General features: G+C 64.1%; 18 protein-coding genes. 5 read left to right on the top strand and 13 right to left on the bottom strand.

Features of this window, described 5'->3' with window-relative positions:
* Positions 1–41: 41 nt before the first annotated feature.
* Genes LDN85_RS00650 through LDN85_RS00635 form a run of 4 tightly spaced genes read right to left on the bottom strand, consistent with a single transcriptional unit; the run spans position 42 to position 4,028 of the window.
* The gene (locus tag LDN85_RS00650) at positions 42–1,310 is read right to left on the bottom strand and encodes a glycosyltransferase (RefSeq protein ID WP_223944328.1); all 1,269 of its coding nucleotides are present in this window, start codon (positions 1,308–1,310) and stop codon (positions 42–44) included.
* A complete protein-coding gene (locus tag LDN85_RS00645) occupies positions 1,307–2,392 on the bottom strand; it encodes a glycosyltransferase (RefSeq protein WP_223944327.1) in 1,086 nt (361 codons plus the stop codon). Before LDN85_RS00645 ends, LDN85_RS00650 begins: the two co-directional genes overlap by 4 nt.
* Complete coding sequence (locus LDN85_RS00640) at positions 2,389–3,477, bottom strand: glycosyltransferase family 9 protein (RefSeq protein WP_026547176.1); 1,089 nt, start codon at positions 3,475–3,477, stop codon at positions 2,389–2,391. Before LDN85_RS00640 ends, LDN85_RS00645 begins: the two co-directional genes overlap by 4 nt.
* Entirely contained in the window at positions 3,474–4,028 is a 555-nt protein-coding gene (locus tag LDN85_RS00635; protein WP_223944326.1) for an HAD-IIIA family hydrolase, read from the bottom strand. Before LDN85_RS00635 ends, LDN85_RS00640 begins: the two co-directional genes overlap by 4 nt.
* Before the next feature lie 86 nt (positions 4,029–4,114).
* On the opposite strand from LDN85_RS00635, the gene LDN85_RS00630 reads away from it, so the two are divergent.
* On the top strand, positions 4,115–5,077 hold the full coding sequence (locus LDN85_RS00630; protein ID WP_223944325.1) for a glycosyltransferase family 9 protein: 963 nt from the start codon (positions 4,115–4,117) through the stop codon (positions 5,075–5,077).
* 22 nt (positions 5,078–5,099) lie between these two features.
* On the opposite strand, the gene LDN85_RS00625 is transcribed toward LDN85_RS00630, so the two are convergent.
* Entirely contained in the window at positions 5,100–5,876 is a 777-nt protein-coding gene (locus LDN85_RS00625; protein WP_223944324.1) for a sigma-70 family RNA polymerase sigma factor, read from the bottom strand.
* A 139-nt stretch (positions 5,877–6,015) separates the two neighbouring features.
* Between LDN85_RS00625 and LDN85_RS00620 the strand changes: the two genes are divergently transcribed.
* Positions 6,016–6,756: an ANTAR domain-containing protein gene (locus tag LDN85_RS00620; protein ID WP_223944323.1), complete on the top strand. Its 741-nt coding sequence runs from the start codon at positions 6,016–6,018 to the stop codon at positions 6,754–6,756.
* A gap of 17 nt (positions 6,757–6,773) precedes the next feature.
* Here the strand turns inward: LDN85_RS00620 and LDN85_RS00615 are convergent, their stop codons facing one another.
* From LDN85_RS00615 to helR, 4 genes are all read right to left on the bottom strand, one after another.
* The gene (locus tag LDN85_RS00615; protein WP_223944322.1) at positions 6,774–7,169 is read right to left on the bottom strand and encodes a DUF1761 domain-containing protein; all 396 of its coding nucleotides are present in this window, start codon (positions 7,167–7,169) and stop codon (positions 6,774–6,776) included.
* Between the two features lie 75 nt (positions 7,170–7,244).
* Positions 7,245–8,093: a helix-turn-helix domain-containing protein gene (locus LDN85_RS00610; RefSeq protein WP_223944321.1), complete on the bottom strand. Its 849-nt coding sequence runs from the start codon at positions 8,091–8,093 to the stop codon at positions 7,245–7,247.
* 43 nt (positions 8,094–8,136) lie between these two features.
* Positions 8,137–8,982, bottom strand: coding sequence for a Cof-type HAD-IIB family hydrolase (locus tag LDN85_RS00605; protein ID WP_026540899.1), 846 nt, complete (start codon positions 8,980–8,982; stop codon positions 8,137–8,139).
* 117 nt (positions 8,983–9,099) lie between these two features.
* Positions 9,100–11,382 carry an RNA polymerase recycling motor ATPase HelR gene (gene helR / locus LDN85_RS00600; protein WP_223944320.1) on the bottom strand — a complete coding sequence of 761 codons (2,283 nt, stop codon included), beginning with the start codon at positions 11,380–11,382 and terminating at the stop codon, positions 9,100–9,102.
* Between the two features lie 194 nt (positions 11,383–11,576).
* Here helR and LDN85_RS00595 point away from each other — a divergent pair, with 194 nt between their 5' ends.
* Positions 11,577–12,317, top strand: coding sequence for a class I SAM-dependent methyltransferase (locus tag LDN85_RS00595; protein ID WP_223944319.1), 741 nt, complete (start codon positions 11,577–11,579; stop codon positions 12,315–12,317).
* A gap of 104 nt (positions 12,318–12,421) precedes the next feature.
* On the opposite strand, the gene serS is transcribed toward LDN85_RS00595, so the two are convergent.
* A complete protein-coding gene (serS, locus tag LDN85_RS00590) occupies positions 12,422–13,702 on the bottom strand; it encodes a serine--tRNA ligase (RefSeq protein WP_026540902.1) in 1,281 nt (426 codons plus the stop codon).
* A 112-nt stretch (positions 13,703–13,814) separates the two neighbouring features.
* Here serS and LDN85_RS00585 point away from each other — a divergent pair, with 112 nt between their 5' ends.
* Entirely contained in the window at positions 13,815–14,876 is a 1,062-nt protein-coding gene (locus LDN85_RS00585; RefSeq protein ID WP_026540903.1) for a diacylglycerol kinase family protein, read from the top strand.
* A gap of 34 nt (positions 14,877–14,910) precedes the next feature.
* On the opposite strand, the gene LDN85_RS00580 is transcribed toward LDN85_RS00585, so the two are convergent.
* From LDN85_RS00580 to LDN85_RS00570, 3 genes are all read right to left on the bottom strand, one after another.
* Positions 14,911–15,141, bottom strand: coding sequence for a hypothetical protein (locus tag LDN85_RS00580; protein WP_026540904.1), 231 nt, complete (start codon positions 15,139–15,141; stop codon positions 14,911–14,913).
* A gap of 105 nt (positions 15,142–15,246) precedes the next feature.
* Positions 15,247–16,179, bottom strand: coding sequence for a prephenate dehydratase (gene pheA / locus LDN85_RS00575; RefSeq protein ID WP_026547183.1), 933 nt, complete (start codon positions 16,177–16,179; stop codon positions 15,247–15,249).
* 33 nt (positions 16,180–16,212) lie between these two features.
* On the bottom strand, positions 16,213–16,539 hold the full coding sequence (locus tag LDN85_RS00570; protein ID WP_026540906.1) for a rhodanese-like domain-containing protein: 327 nt from the start codon (positions 16,537–16,539) through the stop codon (positions 16,213–16,215).
* Positions 16,540–16,694: 155 nt separating this feature from the next.
* Between LDN85_RS00570 and LDN85_RS00565 the strand changes: the two genes are divergently transcribed.
* Positions 16,695–17,438: a peptidase E gene (locus LDN85_RS00565; protein WP_223944318.1), complete on the top strand. Its 744-nt coding sequence runs from the start codon at positions 16,695–16,697 to the stop codon at positions 17,436–17,438.
* The last annotated feature ends 6 nt before the right edge of the window (positions 17,439–17,444 follow it).

Raw genomic sequence — 17,444 nt, 5'->3', positions numbered from 1 at the left:
GGAGGGGCGGCTGGTCTTGGTGGTCACGGAGCCTTTGGTGTTCACAGTGCCGTTCCTTCCAGTGGTTCCAAGCCTTCTCCGGCCTGCCGGGTCAATCCCGCGGCCAGGACGGATCGGTAGGCTTTCTCGGTATCCGCTGCAATCCGTTCCCAGGAGTAGCGCGAGCGTGCCCGGCGTGCACCGGCGCGGCCCATGTCCGCACGCAGATCCGGATCCCCCAGCAGCTTTCCGAGCGCTTCGGCCAGCGCTTCAGGATCACGAGGAGGGACGTGCAGCCCGGTCTTCTGGTCCACCACGGTTTCCCGCAGGCCGCCCACGGCAGCTGCCACCACCGGAACGCCGCACGCCATGGCTTCAAGGGGCACGATGCCAAACGGCTCGTACCAGGGTGTGCAGACCACGGCGTCGGCACTGCGGAAGATGGCCGGCATGGCATCCCGGGGAACTTGCCCGCGCATGGTCACCTTGTCCTCCACTCCGAGTTCCTTTGTCATGGCCCGCAGGCGCTGCGCTTCAGGATCTTCCTCGAGGTTCAGGGCATCGCCGGAACCTCCGACGATGAGGAGCTCGACGTCGTTGAAGCCCGCCTCTGCCAGGAGCGGCAGGGCCTGGATGATGAGGTCCACGCCTTTGCGTTGCACGAGGCGTCCCACGCTCAGGATGCGGTGCGTGCGGGACTTGGGTTCGGCGTCGGACGTTCCGGGGAACAGCGTAAGGTCCACGCCGCAGGGGGCAGTGGAGATTTTGGACCTGCTGATGCCCAGGGCCTTGAGTTCGAAGACCTCGTCCGGGCAGGTGGCAATGACCCAGTCGGCGGTGCGTCCTACCCACGGTTCCAGCCACTCCCTGGCCGGCGGGCTGGTATCGGCAGCGCCTTGGTGCCGGCGCTTTACCGAGCCCAGGGCGTGGAACGTCTGCACTACGGGAACGGGATCGGCGGCCCCTGCGCGACGCGATGCCTGGATGGCGGCGAGGCCGGACATCCAAAAGTGCGCGTGGAGCACGTCCGGCAGGTCGCCGGCCCAGTCGGCGCAGATCCCGTCGGCCAGCTCTCCCATGTAGGGCAGCAGTTCGTCCTTGGGGATACGGCGCGCGGGACCGGCATCCACGTGGACAACTGTGAGGCCCGGCCCCACCTCCACCCGCTCTGGTAGCTCGGGGTCATCACGCCGTGTGTACACAGTGACTTGATGGCCGCGATCTGCCAAGGCGGATGAAAGCGCCGCCACATGGACGTTTTGCCCTCCGGCATCAACGCCTCCCAAGGCAGCCAGCGGACTGGCGTGTTCGGAGACCATGGAGATTTTCATGGGTGCGTCCTCTCTGTGTCATGGGTGGCGTTGGCTTCATGGCGGGCGTTGGCTTCATGACCGGCGAAAGCTGTTCCGGATTGCGGAAGGCTTCCCGGGCGCGTGCCCTTGGGGAGTTCGGCCAGGAGTTCGTCCCAGGCCCGAAGGAATTTGTTCAGGCCATAGCGCTGCAGCGCTGCCTCACGGGCGATCATGCCCATGGCATAGGCGTCGTCCGGATCGTCCAGCAGCCGACGGGCGAACTTTTGGAGATCGTCGACGTCGTTGGAGACCAGGCCTGCACCATGCGGGACGGCTCGGCCCGCCTCGGTGGTGGCCAGGGCCAGGACCGGCATGCCAAGGTGCATGGCTTCCAGCAAGGCCAACCCCAGTGAGGTCCAACGGAGCGGGTGCAGGTACAGGCGGCAGCGGGCCAGTTCCTGGTGCAGTTTGGGCGCCTGCACGTCACCGGCAATATGCAGCCTCTCCTCACTGAGTCCGTAGCCCTTCAGGTTCAGCGCCGCGGGCAATGCTTCGGTGCCCATGCCGAACACCCGCAGCGGCCCAATTCCGGCGAATCCGGGCAGGAGGTCGGTTCCGGTGACCCGGCCGCGGCGGACGGGTTCATTGACAACCACTCCCATTTCTTCCTGTTCACCGGTGTAAAGGTGCCCGGGATCGGGGATGCCGTGCTCGATCACCGTGGAGGTTGCAGTGCCGGTGTCCCAGAAGAGCTGGTTGAAGTGGGTTACGTGGACCACGGGGATGGTGCCCTGGTCCGCCAGGGGGTGCAAGGTAAAGGGGACGTCACCCTTGGGAGTGTTGTGTTCCAGGTACACGGCGGGGAGGTCAACGCCCGGCCGGCGGCCCAGCGACCGGGCTACCGCGGCGATTTCTTCAGGGCGCTGAAGCACAACAGCGTCAACGCTCGCAGGGTCCAACGTTTCCAGGTCAACTTCAATCGCGGCGGCAGGCCAGTCCCGGCCACCGCGCCCCAAACCCCATGCGCCGCCTTCGGACGATGCCGGCAGCAGGTATTCGTGCCGGCCACGGACGAACGCTTCCATCCATCCGCCGTGGACGTGCCACACCAGGATCCTCATGGTTTCCAAACCTTTCGTCGGGTGGACAGGGAGGACACGCCTCCCAGGAGCCTTTCAACAGCTTCGACAACCTGCTCCGGGGTTACCGAGCTCAGGCACGGATGCCCGGGAACCGGGCAAACACGGGCCCGGGAGTTCTTGCAGGCGGCTTCCTGGTCTCCCAGCAGTTCCAGCGGAACGCCGTAGGGCGCCCATCGGATAGCCGGAACAACCGGGGAGAACAGGCACACCACAGGTGTTCCGACTGCTGCGGCCAGGTGGGCGGGTCCGGTGTTGCCGGTGACCACGACGGCGGCTCCGGCCAGTACCGCTGCGAGCGTCCGCAGGTTGGTTCCGCCGCCTAGGTTCCTGGCGGAGGGGCCGGCCACCGTTGCCGTGAGTGAGGTTTCGCCCGGTCCGCCCGTGACCACTACCCGGTGTCCGTACGCTTCAAGGAGTTCCACGGTTGCTGCATGGTGAAGTGCCGGCCAGGCCCTGGCGGGAGCGGCGGATCCGGGGTGGACCACTATGTACGGTCCTTCATCAGCCAGTTCCCCGGCCACCCCTTCAGGGTCCGGGCCGGAGGTGATCCGCAGCTTTCCGTCGTCGCCATTGGGAAGCACATAGCCGCCGGCCTCAGCAATGGTGAGTGCACGGACTGCTTCGGGCTGGTCTTCGGGAAAGTCCTCCCCGGGCTTCAGCCGGACGTCCAGGAGCGAGCCGGCATAGTCCGTTGACGCACCCGTGATCTTCTTGACGCCCGCCAACCGCAACAACATGGCCAACGGAAGGGGCGACTGATGGAAGGACGTCAGGATGACTGCTTCCTGTATCCGGGAGCTGCGGACAAAATCGATCAGGCCACGGGTCATCTCTTCCGAGACAGGTGGTGCCGGGTTCACAATCCACGGGCAGGCCCACGTATGGACTTGGGTCACTCCGGGGAGCATTTCCGCCGCGCTGGATCCTTCCGGACCGCAGAGCAGGACCACGTCGTTGGGCCTGCTGCCATCGGGGCGGCTTCCGTTGGCCACGGCGCGAAGGGCCGGTCCCGAGAGGAGGACATCGCCCATGCTGTCCAGGCGGGCTACCAGGACGCGGCTCATACAGGGGCTCCCTGTTCTTTCAGGACCCCGGAGAGCAGGAGCTCAACGGCCTGGCCCAGGTCCTCGGCAACAATGGCGGCGGCCTCTACCTCCTCCTGCCGGGTCGCTGCGGTGGGCACCAGCACAGAACGTGCTCCTGCCGCAGCGGCCGCTTCCATGTCGGCCCCGATGTCACCCACAACGGCAACCTCGTGCGGCATGAACCCCAAAGTGCTGCACGCTCCCAGGATCATTCCGGGCGCAGGCTTACGGCAGTTGCAGCCGTCCCCGGGTCCATGCGGGCATACTACCCACACGTCGAACGGACCCAGCAGCTCGTCCACACGCTGGTTGACGGAGTGCATCTGCTCCAACGTCAACAGCCCACGCGCCACGCCCGACTGGTTGGTCACCACTCCTGTGGCCAGCCCTGCCCGGCGGACTTTCTGCAATGCTTCGAGAGCCCCGTCCATGGGCCGCACCAGCTGCGGATCACCGTTATAGGGCACGTCAACAACCAGTGTTCCATCGCGGTCAAACAGGACCGCCTTCAACGTTACGGTTCCTCCCATACCCGCAACGTTCCCCAGTTCTCCGGACGCTAAACAGCGCGGCGGTGAGAAGTTTCCTCCCGCTAGACTCCTAGCGGGAGGCCACTATGACCACAGCTTTGGACAATCTCGAGAACAACAATCAGCCCCTGTTGCTTGCCCTGCGCGCGCTCAAGCTCGGCGACCTCCTGGTCGCAGTTCCGGCGCTGCGAGGCTTGCGCCGGGCCTTTCCTGAACACAGGATCGTGTATGCGGCGCCGGCCTGGATCGGCGAGGCTTTGGAGCTGGTGGGGGGTATCGGCCACCTGCCGACCCCCGGGCTTGATGACCCGTTGACAGTCCCACGGGGTGCTGTGGACATCGCGGTCAATCTTCATGGAAACGGTGCCGAGAGCCGGCTCCGGATCGAGGAATTGCAGGCCAACAGGGTGGTGGCGCATGCCTCCGCCGACACCGACGGCCCTGAATGGATCACCGGCATCCCTGAACGCGAGCGCTGGACGCGGCTGCTGAACTGGCACGGCATCGACGCCGATCCGCTGGACTACCGGCTGAACCGCCCGGCCGTTCCGTCACCGCGCCCCGGCGCCACGGTGATCCATGTCGGCGCCGCTTATGGCAGCCGTTTGTGGCCGGTGGAGCGGTTCGCGGACGTCGCCGTCCAGCTTGCTGCCGCGGGGCATGAGGTAGTCCTGACAGGCGGCAACTCCGAGCGTGCCCGGGCAGAGGAGACTGCTGCTTTGGCGAAACTCAAAGGAGCAAACCTCGACGGCGGCCTGCTGGCGGGGCGGCAAGGCCTCGCCGAATTCGCGGCGACCATTGCCCAAGCCCGGTTGGTGGTCTCGGCCGACACCGGCGCAGCGCACTTGGCATCCGCCTATGAGCGGCCCTCGGTGGTGCTGTTTGGCCCCGCCCCGGCCGAAGAGTGGGGACCGCCGCCCGGACCGCACGTGGTGCTGACCGCCGTCGAACTCCGACGCGGCGATGTGTTCTCCGCCGATCCTGATCCGGCGCTGCTGGCAGTGGGTGTGGGCGACGTGTTGGAGGCAGTGGAGCGGCTCGGTTGCTAGCCGGCCCTTTGCTGCTGCCTCCTCAGCGCGCTGTGGCGTCCTTCAGGTTGGCCTCTTCGTCCAGCAACTGGGTCTGGAGTGACACCAGGATCTTGGACAACTTCCGCGATACCTGCATCTGCGACATCCCCAGGGCCTCCGCGATGGTGGACTGGGTTTCCTCGCGGTAGTAGCGCCTGTACAGCAGGTGGCGGTCTTCCGGGCTCAGGTCCCGGATGGCGTTGCGGAGGGCCAGCACGTCCTCGAGCCGCTCAGTGGGGCAGCCGAAAGCCGAGAGAGTGCCCTGCAGCCCGTCCCGGCCATCGGATGCCGGGGCGTCCAGGGAATCGGGTCGTTTGCTGGTACCGGCCATCAAGGCTTCACGCACTTGGCAGGGCTCCAGGTGGAGGTCTTCGGCCACTTCCTCGGGGGACGGCGTCCGTTGCAGGGTTTGGGTCAGTTGCTCTGTCCGTGCCAGGACTTGGCGCCGGACGTCCTGGATGGTCCGGGGCGGGCGGACAACCCAGCAGTGGTCCCGGAGATAGCGTTTGACCTCGCCGGCGATGGTAGGTGCGGCGTAGGCCGGGAAACTGACGCCCTTGGATTGGTCATAACCCCGCGATGCCTTGATGAGGCCCATGTACGCAACCTGCCTGACGTCGTCGAGGTCGTGCGTGTGGGCCGAGTACCTGGCGGCGATGGACTTGGCCAGATTGAGGTGGTCCAGGACCAGGCTGTCCTGAAAGCTCTGGCGAATGCTGCCTTCAGGTTTAGCTGCAGACGTCCTCTTGCGGAGGTCAAGTTGTTGGGTCTGTCCCATGGGGCTTCAATCCTCTGACCGGCTGAAAGTGAGCCCACGGCAAGACTCCTTAAAAAGAGAAGCACACTTACTATTAGCTTTCAACGGGTTCCCGGGGTTAGTCTCGAAAGGTAGCCGGAATCAGGGATCGGAGTTCCTCATGGAAGACCCCCAGCTTGCAGAGCCTTCTACGGTCGTGGCCGATATCCAGGACCTGCTGCTCGACACGCCTGATGTGGAAGCGTTCCTGGAGGAACTGGCAAGGCACTCAGCGGCCATGTTCAGCTCCCCTGGCAACGAGGTTTACTGCGGCATCACCTTGATGCGGCATCGCTCCGCAGGCACCGTGGCCAGCAGCGGCGAGCGCGCCCGAATGCTCGATGAATTGCAGTACAACTTCAACGACGGGCCCTGCCTGCGCGCCTGCCGTGAAATTACCCAGGTTCACATCCCTGACTTCGAGAAGGACAACACCTGGCCGGAGTACAACAAGCTGGTCACCGAGAACGGCATCCGGTCCGTGCTGGCCGTACCGTTCCCCCTCAGCGACGAGGCCGCCAGGGCTGGACTAAACCTCTATTCCGAGCACCCCAACGCCTTTGACCAGGCCGCTGTGCAACGCGCCAACGACTACGTGGAACAGGCATCCAAGGGCATGCGCCTGGCGGTCCTGATCGCACAGCACAGCCAAACTGCCGCCAACCTGCGGGCGGCCATGGAATCGCGGACCGTGATCGACATTGCCACCGGCATCATCATCGCCCAAAACCGCTGCACCCAGGAGGAGGCAATCGAACTCATCAAAAAAGCCTCAAGCAACCGGAACGTCAAGCTGCGGGTGGTTGCCCAGGCCATTGTTGAGTCGGCCGGCGGAGGGCAAATCCAGACCGTGTTTAAGTGATGGCGCCGTGACCGGCACTAGCCCTGCATTGCACCGACAATGGCGCCCATTGCCGTGAAAGTCACCACGTTGTAGCTGCCGTTGATGGCGAAAAGCGTCAGGCTTCGTCTTTCGAACAGGTAATTCATGCCCAGCGCCGTCGCCACCCAGCCCAGACCCGCGGCCAGACCGGCGAAAGTCCCGAACGCCAAACCGCCACGGCCAATGAAGGCTGCCAGGAAAACGGCCATCACCACGGCAAGGAGGAAAGATCCCGCAAAGACGCGGGCCGTTCCTGACTTCAACTGCTCATCGCTCACCCCTGCTGCTTTTTGCCACGGCTTGGCGAACAGCAGGGAGTACCAGAGCCCGCCGACCACGAATGTCGCCACAGCGGCGAGCAGCACCGCGAGCCAGTTGATCTGAACGTCCATCGCTTTCCTCTCCAACGTCTTCCTGACTGGAGGGTACGCCTGATCACAGCGGCGGTCTTGTAAAAAACCCGCAGGCTATCCGATGACGTCCTCCATCGGGACAAAGGTGGCGTATGCCGCGCCGTAGCTCTGCACCACCTGTAGATACTCCGTGGGTGTGAATCCGCTGAAACGCCTGAAGGCCCGGATAAGGTGCGGCTGGTCGTAGTAGTCAGCCAAATGCAGGAGCTCCACGCCCGGCACCGAACCTGCGGGTAGCGATGCCGCCTGGTTCACCAACCTATTGAACCGGCACACGTCCGAGTACGCCTTGGCGGTGATTCCACAGTCCCGCATCATGATCCGTTCCAGCGTGGACGTGCTTATTCCCAGACCAGCGGCCAGCACACTGATTTCCACATCTTCCTGCGCAAGGATCTCTACTGCTTGCGCAGTCCGGGAATCCGCTTGGTAACCCTGTCTGAGCTGCTTTTTCAGGAACGTTGCCAAGGCCGTGAACGCCTGCTCAGGTTCTGCCGCGACGAGGTGCGGGCGGAGCTCAGAAAATCCCGGAAGGAGGCTTTCGGCATTCACCACCCGGTTCTGAAAATCGGACGGCGGCAAACCGGTGAAGGCCGCAAGGCCGTAGGGAGTCAACCGGGCACCAATGTTGAAGAGTTGGTCAGGGTTTTCGCTGATTAGGAAGCTGCGCTGAAGGCCTGCATAGAAGCCTGTGGAAACTTCCGTTCCCTTGCTGCTCTTCTGACCGCCCGAACCGTCCGGCGGGCTGATGAGCCGGTATGGATCTGACAGGTTCAGGATCAGGTGCGCTTCGGGGCCGGGAAGAATCTTCTCGTACCGCGCCTGCGGCTGGGCGCGGACAAACCACAATCCGGAGACGAATGGCTGCAGTCCGGGCGGCGCCGGGCACTCTTGGTAGAACACAGCCCCAGTCTAGGCAGGCCGGCTGGGACTGAGCCCGCTGCAGTTACAGCAGGCTGCGCAAAACCTGCGCGGCGCCGTCGTCGAGCACTGACGCGGTGACCTCGTCCGCAACGGCGATGACCTCATCGGGAGCCTGGCCCATGGCGACGCCGCGACCGGCCCACGTGAGCATCTCGATGTCGTTGCGGCCATCGCCCACTGCAACCGTGTTGGCCTGGTCCGTGCCGAGCTTCCCACGCAACGCCTCAAGGGCACTGGCCTTGGTGACACCCTCGGCGGCAATGTCCAGCCAAGCCGTCCAGCCTACGGAGTACGTCACGCCTGACAGCCCGATGTGCTTGATGGCCTCGTTGAATTCATCAGAGGTGTTCTCGCTGCTGAAGACCACCACGCGGACCGCGGTGGCATCCAACATGGTCTGGAAATCCACGCCGATGGACTCCACGCCAAAGCTGGCATCCTGGAAACGCTCCGTGGAGAGGAAGTTCCCGTCCTCGTCCTCCAGCGCGTACTTGGCATTGGGAAGCCGTTCGCGCAGCGCCTTCAGGGCCGGAGCGGGATCGAAGGTTGCTTTGTGGATGATCTCGTAACCCTTGTCCAAAGAAGGATCCAGGTGAAGGGTCACACCGCCGTTGCAGCACACCGCGTAGCCGCGCTCGAGGCCGATCTGCTGGATGATGGGCAGGGTTGCATTGAGTGAGCGGCCCGTGGCAATCATGACGTCGTGCCCGGCGGCAACCACGGCCTGCGCTGCGGAGCGGACAGCCGGGGACATGTGGCCGTCGTGGTCCACCAGGGTGCCGTCAACGTCCAAGGCGATCATGAGGTTGTTGTTGTTATTTGGCTGGTCATCGATGCCAGCAACTGGAGTATCAGTCAAAATAGTCATACTTACAGTAGAGCAGACACCTCCGACACTGAACTAGGACCGGCGCCACAGCGGTGGATTAACGCACCGTGAACAGTCGGGACAGTCAGGACAGTCAGGTCAGTCGGGTCAGTCGGGTCAGTCGCTCTGTTCCCGGCCGCTCCGAAGGATCACGAGTTGCCGGGTGGCCCGGGTCATGGCGACGTAGCGGTCGACGGCGCCTTCGATGCCCCCGGTTCCTGAGGTGGCAGCGGTTCCTGAGGTGGCAGCGGTTCCTGAGGTGGCAGCGGTTCCGGCACCGGCACCGGTTCCTGCACCGGCACCGAAATCCTCCGGATCAATGAGGACCACGAGGTCGAATTCCAGGCCCTTGGACAACTCAGGGCTGAGCCAACTGACGCGGTCCCGTCCGCCCGCGGCCATGACTCCCGGCCGGCTGATAACGCAAGCGATGCCTTCAGGGTTTTGTTCAAGCCAGTCATCCAGGATGGTGCTGAGCTCTCCGGTTCCTGCATGGAGCACTGGAACGCCGGTACTGCGGACCGACCTTGGCACGTTGGCGTCCGGGAGGGCGGCCCTGATGACCGGTTCAGCTTCAACCATAACTTCCTGGGGAGTGCGGTAGTTGATGCTGAGGCCGGCCACCGTCACCGCGCCCAGGCCCACCCGCTCCAGCCGTTGCTCCCAGGTTTCCGTGAACCCGTGCCTGGCCTGGGCGCGGTCGCCCACCACCGTGAAACTCCGTGACGGGCAGCGAAGCAGGAGCATCTGCCACTCAGCGTCCGTCAACTCCTGTGCCTCGTCCACCACGATGTGCGCAAACGGCCCGGCCAGGACGTCCGGATCGACGGACTCGAAAGCGTCCATGTCCACCAACTTTTCGCGCATGTCATCGCCGCGCAGCATGTACATCTCAAGGTTCTCGGAATCATCAGCAGCGATGAGGTCATCCACCACCCGATCCATCAGCTCCTTTTCAGAGGCGAGAGCTGCTGCCTGCTGCCGCTTTCGCCGTGAAGCTTCAGGGTCGCCGAGGCGTTGGCGGGCTGCGTCCAAAAGCGGCAGATCCGCCGTCGTCCATTCTTCCGCGCCGTGACGCTTCAGCGCTGCCATTTCAGCGGGTTGCAGCCAGGGTGCACACAACGCCAGGTAAGCCGGTACCCGCCACAGGTCCGCCACCAACGCCGGGTAGTCAAGGAGTGGCCAGGCCTTGGCGAATGCTGTTCGCAGTTCCCCGTTGCCGGTTAGCGCGCGGCGAAGAATGCTGTCCGGAACGTCATACTCCGCCAGCTTGTCCACGAGGATCGCGAGCAGTGCATCCCACACGTCCTCGCGGGCTTCGTTGTGCGGGGTGCCGGCTTCTGCGGCGTCGAAGGCCTCTGCCCAGTCCTCGCTGCTGAGCCAAACGTCGGCATAGGGCGTCTCCACTTCCATGCCCTCGGCCGGCGGCTCCTCATAAAACGCCGCAGCACGCTCAATGGCTTTCACCATCCCGACGGACGACTTCAGCCGCACCACTTCAGGATCGCTTTCGACGACGGCCGTGGCACCTTCCGGAACCAGGTCCCGCAGCGTGCACGTCTGCACTCCTTCTTCGCCCAGGCTCGGAAGGACGTCGGCCACGTAGGCCAAATATTGCTGATGCGGGCCGACGAACAGGACATCACTCCTGCGATGGTTGCCGCGGTGACTCAACCGGGGATCCGAATAGAGGAGGTATGCCGTCCTGTGCAGCGCCACCACCGTCTTTCCGGTACCGGGACCGCCGTCCACCACCAAGGCGCCACGCGAGCCGGCACGGATGATCCGGTCCTGGTCCGCCTGGATGGTCCCCAGCACGTCCCGCATCCGCGGCGAGCGGCTGCTGCCCAAGCTGGCGATAAAAGCAGACTGGTCATCAAGGGCCGCGTTGTTTTCCAAGTCCTCGGCAGTAAACACCTCGTCCCAATAGTCGCTGATCCTGCCGCGCGTCCAGCGGTACCTGCGGCGGTTGGCCAAGCCCATGGGATTCGCGTGGGTCGCTCCGAAGAAGGGTTCGGCTGCCGGTGAGCGCCAGTCGATCAGGAGCCGGCGGCCGTCCTTGTCAGTCAGGCCAAGCCTGCCGACGTAGACCGCCTCTGAACTGTCCGCGCCCACCATCCTGCCCAGGCAAAGGTCCAGGCCGAACCGCCTTAGGGCCCGCAGCCGCGCGGTGATCCGATGGATCTCCTGGTCCCGGTCCAAAGCCGCCTGCCCACGGCCGCCAGGCTGCTTTCGCGCGGCATCGAGGCGGGCGGACAACTCCATGATTTGTTCCGCCAGGCTGGACCTGATGGCTTCGAACTGCTGCTCGTCATCGCCGATCAACGTCGGATCGGCCTTGCGTGCCAGGTGCTGGGGCAACGCGAAGGCACTGGTTTTCAATGGGCTGGTTTCAGGCATCACACGACTCCCTTTTCCTTTGGTGATGGGGTTCGTGGATCAATTGTTCGGCACGCAGGGGGCCTTGCCGCAAGCCCCCGTGTGCGTTATAAATTGAATATGGAAGGGATGATTTCCCTTCCTTTTTTGTGCCCGGTTTTGTGCCCGCTACCGAATGAACGCAGCTTGGCTCGCGCGGGGCTTAGGGTAGGCGGATGTTCCCACGAATGACCGGTGCCCAGCTGTCAGCCCTCTACGACGCCAACAATGAGTGGGCCGGGGACGATGACTTCTTCCTTGCCTTCGTGAATGAGCGGCCAAGCAGCCGGGTGCTGGACCTGGGCTGCGGCACCGGGCGGATGACCCTGGCGGTGGCAGCCGCCGGCCATCGCGTTGTTGGCATCGACCCGAACCCTGACTCCCTGGCAACTGCCCGCATGAAACCGGGGGCTGGACAGGTGACGTGGATAGATGGCACATCGGCGGCGATCCCCAGCGGCGCCGCGTTTGACGTGGCCATCATGACCGCGCACGTGGCCCAGGCGATTAACGACGACGGCGACTGGTCCCGCACGCTTGCCGACGTCCACCGTTCGCTCGTACCCGGGGGCCGGTTGGTGTTCGATTCCCGCGACCCTGCGGCGCGGGCATGGGAGCACTGGACTCCGGCCAGGACGCGTCGCGTACACACGCTTCCCGACTCATCCGTAGTGGAAGCATGGGCCAAAAGCACCCCGGAATTGGAAGGGCGCGTTACCCTCACCGAGTACCGGGCCGTCAACGGGAGCATCCCTGAAACGGAGACCTCGGTCCTCGCATTCCGCACCGAAGCCCAGCTGCGGCAGGATCTGGAAACGGCCGGTTTCACAGTTGAGCGTGTCTACGGCGGATGGGCCGGCGAAGACGTGGGCTCCGGGCAGGGCGAACTGATCGTGGTTGCGCACAAGGCCGGCTAGGCGTTAACGCGGATTCCCGCCCCGGTAACGAAAATCCCGCCCCTGTCCGTCGCGCGGGCCATACAACGGCGGGCGCAACGAACGGGGACGGGATCCGCCAAGAACTAGAGAACCGGCAAAACCTCAAGCCCGCCAAGGTACTTCTGCAGTGCCTTGGGAACGTTGACGGAGCCGTCCGGGTTCTGGTGGTGCTCAAGGATGGCAACGATCCAGCGGGTGGTGGCCAGGGTGCCGTTCAGCGTGGCAACCGCGCGGGTTCCCTTGGCAACACCTTCGTCGTTGACCACGCGTTCGCGGATGTTGAGCCGGCGCGCTTGGAACGTGGTGCAGTTGGAGGTCGAGGTGAGCTCGCGGTAGGCATTTTGGGTGGGTACCCAGGCTTCGCAGTCGAACTTGCGGGCCGCGGACATGCCGAGGTCACCAGCGGCGGTGTCGATCACGCGGTAGGGAAGCTCGCACTTGGCCAGCATTTCCTCTTCCCACGCCAGCAGGCGCTCGTGCTCAGCTGCCGCTTCTTCAACCGTGGTGTAGATGAACATCTCCACCTTGTTGAACTGGTGCACACGGATGATGCCGCGGGTGTCCTTGCCATGCGAACCGGCCTCACGGCGGTAGCAGGAGCTCTGGCCCGCGTAACGGATGGGACCGGCGGAGAGGTCCAGGATCTCGTCCGCGTGGTAACCGGCGAGGGCCACCTCAGAGGTTCCCACAAGGTAAAGGTCGTCTTCAGCGAGACGGTAGATCTCGGCGTCGTGCTTGACATCAAAACCGGTGCCCTGCATGGTCTCGGGGCGCACCAGAGTGGGGGTGATCATGGGGACGAAGCCGGCGTCGATGGCCTGCTCCATGGCCATCTGCAGGAGCGCCATTTCCAGGCGGGCACCCACGCCGCGGAGGAAGTAGAAGCGTGAGCCCGAAACCTTGGCACCGCGTTCCATGTCGATCGCGCCGATCAGCTCACCGATTTCCAGGTGGTCCTTGGGCTCGAAGTCCGTGAATTCGCGGGGAGTACCAACGGTCTTGACCACCACGTAATCGTCCTCGCCGCCCTCGGGGACACCGTCAACTACGAGGTTGGGGATGACGCGGAGCAGCTCTTCCTGCTTGGCTTGCGCAGCGGATGCTTCAGCGGCAGCGGCTTTGACCGAGTTGGCCAGTTCCTTGACCTCGGCCAGCAAGGCCTGCTTTTCCTCGCCCTTGGCCTGCGCCACCTTCTTGCCGAACGCGTTCTGCTCGGCACGGAGCGTCTCGTGGCGGATCAGCGCAGCGCGGCGATCGGAGTCAGCGGAGATGATCGCGTCCACAACGGACTCGTCGGCGCCACGGGCGCGCTGGCTGGCACGGAACTTGTCCGGATTTTCGCTGAGGTCTTTTACGTCGATCACCAGACAAGAGTATCGAATCCGCCGCGGATTTCCGGTCCGCAGCGGGCAAAGGCCGCCGGTCCAGGACGCGCGGCAGGGATGGACCCGCCCAGGAGGATAGTGTTGGAGCACCATGAGCGACTGGATCCTGTACGTGATTCTCGCTGGGGGCGTGGCTTTTGCCGTCTCCAGTTGGTGGGGTGTGCGCCGATTGAAAGCCCGGCACATCAGGAGCGCGGTCCGGGAGGATGCCCACAAGCCAGGCGCAGGCGACCAACGGGTGGCCGTCATCCTCAACCCGGTGAAAAACAACGCCGAAGCCGCCCGCCAGGCCATCATCGACGCCTGCGACCTCGCCGGATGGGATGCGCCCAAATTCTTTGAAACCACGGTGGAAGATCCCGGATACGGCCAGTCGCGCCAAGCGCTGGCTTACGGGGCCGACGTCGTACTGGCGTGCGGCGGTGACGGCACCGTGCGCGTTGTGGCGGAGTCGCTGGCACACAAGAACGTAGCCATGGGCCTCATCCCGCTGGGGACCGGAAACCTGCTGGCGCGCAACGTGGATCTGGACGTCACAGACCTTGCCGATTGCATCCAGGTGGCACTGTTCGGCCACCAGCGCTACATCGACACCGCCACCATGGGCGTGGACAACGACATCACCGGTGAATCCGCGGAACATACATTCCTGGTCATCGCCGGGATGGGCCTGGATGCCGAGGTTGTTGGCGACACCAAGGACAATCTCAAGAAGAGCGTCGGATGGCTGGCCTACACCGAAGCCGGCGTCCGCCACCTGCCTGGCCGGCGTAAACGCGTCACCATCACCATGGATGACCAGCCCGAGCAATCACGGAAAATCCGCAGCGTGCTGTTCGCCAACTGCGGCTTGATTCCCGGCGGCATCGACTTCATTCCGCAGGCCATGATCGATGACGGAATGCTGGACATCGTGGTGATGAGCCCACGCAGCGCTTTCGGCTGGCTGGCCATGTACACCAAGGTCCTTTTCAAGCACAACGCAAACCTGCCGATGATGAGCTTCTACCGCTCCGGCAAGGTCATCATCCGCAGCCAGGAACCCATGGCAACACAGCTCGACGGCGACCCCTCAGGCGAGGCGACAACCGTCACCGTGCAAGTGGAGCCGTCGTCCCTGCTGGTACGCGTGCCGAAAGCCCGGACTGCCTAGCCTGACCTGGACCGCCTAAAGTGTGCCGGACTGCCTAGAGTGTGCCGACGTCCGGCTGGGCGGCGTTCCTTTCGGCTTCCTCGGTAGCTGCCTTGGCTGCAGCGCGGGCCTCAGCCTGCTCCTTGATCATGGCTTGTTCTTCTTCAAAGCGGAGCCGGTCTGCACGATCGGCTTCATCGCCATTCCAGTCGTCCTGGTTTTCGCCTTTGGGCTTCGGATTGACGATCATGCCCTGGCCATCTTTGTCATCCCGGTGGACGGACATGACCGCTCCTTTCACTTGGCATTCATCCATCGTTTATGGATCAGGCAAGCATACGCACAGAAGCATCCTTGCGAAAGGGCAGACGCCCCGCTTGTGGACAGGTGGCTAGGAACCCTTCAGGATCGACTCAACCCACGCGTGTGCGGAGGCGAAAGCGGCGTCGGAAGTGTGCGGAGCCACCACTGCCGGCTGCTTGTCGGCGCGGGCGTAGGACCCCAGGAACCGCGTTGCCGGGCTGATGCGGTGGAGGCCCGCGAGGGCGTCCGCCACGCGTGAATCCGTGGCATGGCCATCAGCGTCGATGCTGAAGAAGTAGTGGCCCAGGTACTGCCCCGTGGGCCTTGATTCGATGCGGCTGAGGTTTACGCCGCGGGAGGCAAACTGGTCCAGGATTTCCATGAGGGCGCCGGGGTGGTCCTCCGGCAGCGGGACCACAACCGAGGTTTTGTCCGCGCCGGTCCGGTCCGGGAGTAGGCCGGGCTTGCTCACCAGGATGAACCGCGTGACGGCTTCGGGGTTGTCGCCAATATCCTCAGCCAGGACGTTCAGGCCGGGTTGTCCTGCAGCAACCAACGGACCACATATGGCGGCGTCATACGCAGCGTCGTCCTCCAGCAGGCCCATGGCCGATGCCGCCGTCGACGATCCCGGAACGTAATCGGCGTCCGGAAGGTGCTCATCCACCCAGAGGCGGCACTGCGCCCACGCGTGGCCATGGGTGGAGATCCGTTTGATGTCGGAAAGTCCGACGCCGGGCCTCGCCACGAGCACGAAGGTGATGGGAACCAGGGCCTCGCGGATGATCCGCAACTCCTGGCCTGTGGCGATCGCGTCCAGGGTGGCAGTGACCCCGCCCTCCACCGAGTTCTCGATGGGCACCATGGCCGCATCAGCTTCACCGGCGCGGACCCGTTCCAGTGCTGTGTTGACGTTTGTGCAAGGAATTCGATGAGCGTCGGCAGCCCCGGGAACCTGCAGGAGGGCCGCTTCGGTGAAGGTGCCCTCCGGGCCAAGGAAGGTATAGGTAACTGCGGTCATCTGTAAATATTCCTTGCTGGTTATATACGAAGGCTAGAGGACAACCGGCTTCAACCCGTTGTCCGAAACCATTGGCTTTCCGGCCTCGAACCACATATCCATGCCGCCGGCCACATTCACTGCCGAGTAGCCCTGGCCCACCAGCCACTGGACCGCACGGAAGGAACGGCCACCGGTCCGGCAGATGACAAAGAGGTCGTCGTCAGGATCAAGCTCGTCCAAGCGGGCAGGCAACTGATCCAAGGGAATGTGGCGGGCGCCCTCAGCGTGGCCGGCCACCCACTCGTAGTCTTCGCGGACGTCCAGAATGCTGGCGTCGGCCGGAATGTCGCCCACAGGCACGGTATCGAAGTCGCTCATGGCGGTCCTTTCCCATCGATTAAGTCCAGGATCCAGCCTAGTCCCCGGCACACGGCACCGTAACTTCACCAGTGGACCGAGCTTGCTTCCCGACGCGCTGAAGCTAAGACTGGGAGCCAAGCACTCCCCCACCACTGGCGCGTTAGGAGTACCCCATGGCTGCTGGGCACCCCACCATTCTGGCGACATCCGGCGGCTACAAGCCGGGAGGCCGCACCAGGATCGAGTTCAACCACTTGATGCACTATGCGGTGGAGTTGTCCGGCGTCACGGGCCGGGCGCCCCGCGTCACACATCTCGGCACGGCGTCGGGTGACCAACGTTGGTGGGCCGCCGAAATGGACCAGGCTGCCCGCATTGCCGGCTTCGATTTCAGCCATCTCAACCTTTTCACCATGCCAAATATTGAGGATCCTGAAGCCCATCTGCTGGAGCAGGACGTGGTATGGGTCCATGGCGGTTCAGTGGTGAACCTGCTGGCGGTCTGGCGTGCCCACGGACTGGATGAAATCCTGCGAAAGGCCTGGGAAAGCGGCGTGGTGCTGGCCGGGGTCTCCGCCGGCTCCATCTGTTGGTACCAGGGCGGTGTTACCGACTCTTTTGGCCCTGAACTTCAGCCGGTCACCAACGCACTCGGCTTCCTCCCCTACGGCAACGGAGTCCACTATGACTCTGAACTGCGGCGCGCACCGGCCATCCACCGGCTCGTGGCCAACGGCACGTTGGGCGAGACGCACTGCACGGACGACGGCGTAGGGCTGGTTTACCGTGGCACCGAACTTGTGGAGGTGGTGTCCGAGATGAAGAACAAAGCGGCCTTCCGCGTGACGGCAGGGGCCGGCGAGAGCGTGGATGCTGTTGCTGTGGAGGAACGGTTGGAGTCGCGTTTCCTTGGCTGATCCTTA

Origin of the sequence: Arthrobacter sp. StoSoilB20 (assembly GCF_019977295.1) — a bacterium.
Taxonomy (GTDB): domain Bacteria; phylum Actinomycetota; class Actinomycetes; order Actinomycetales; family Micrococcaceae; genus Arthrobacter; species Arthrobacter nicotinovorans_A.
Note: the sequence above shows the minus strand (reverse complement) of the source record. Positions and strands in the feature narration are given on the sequence as shown.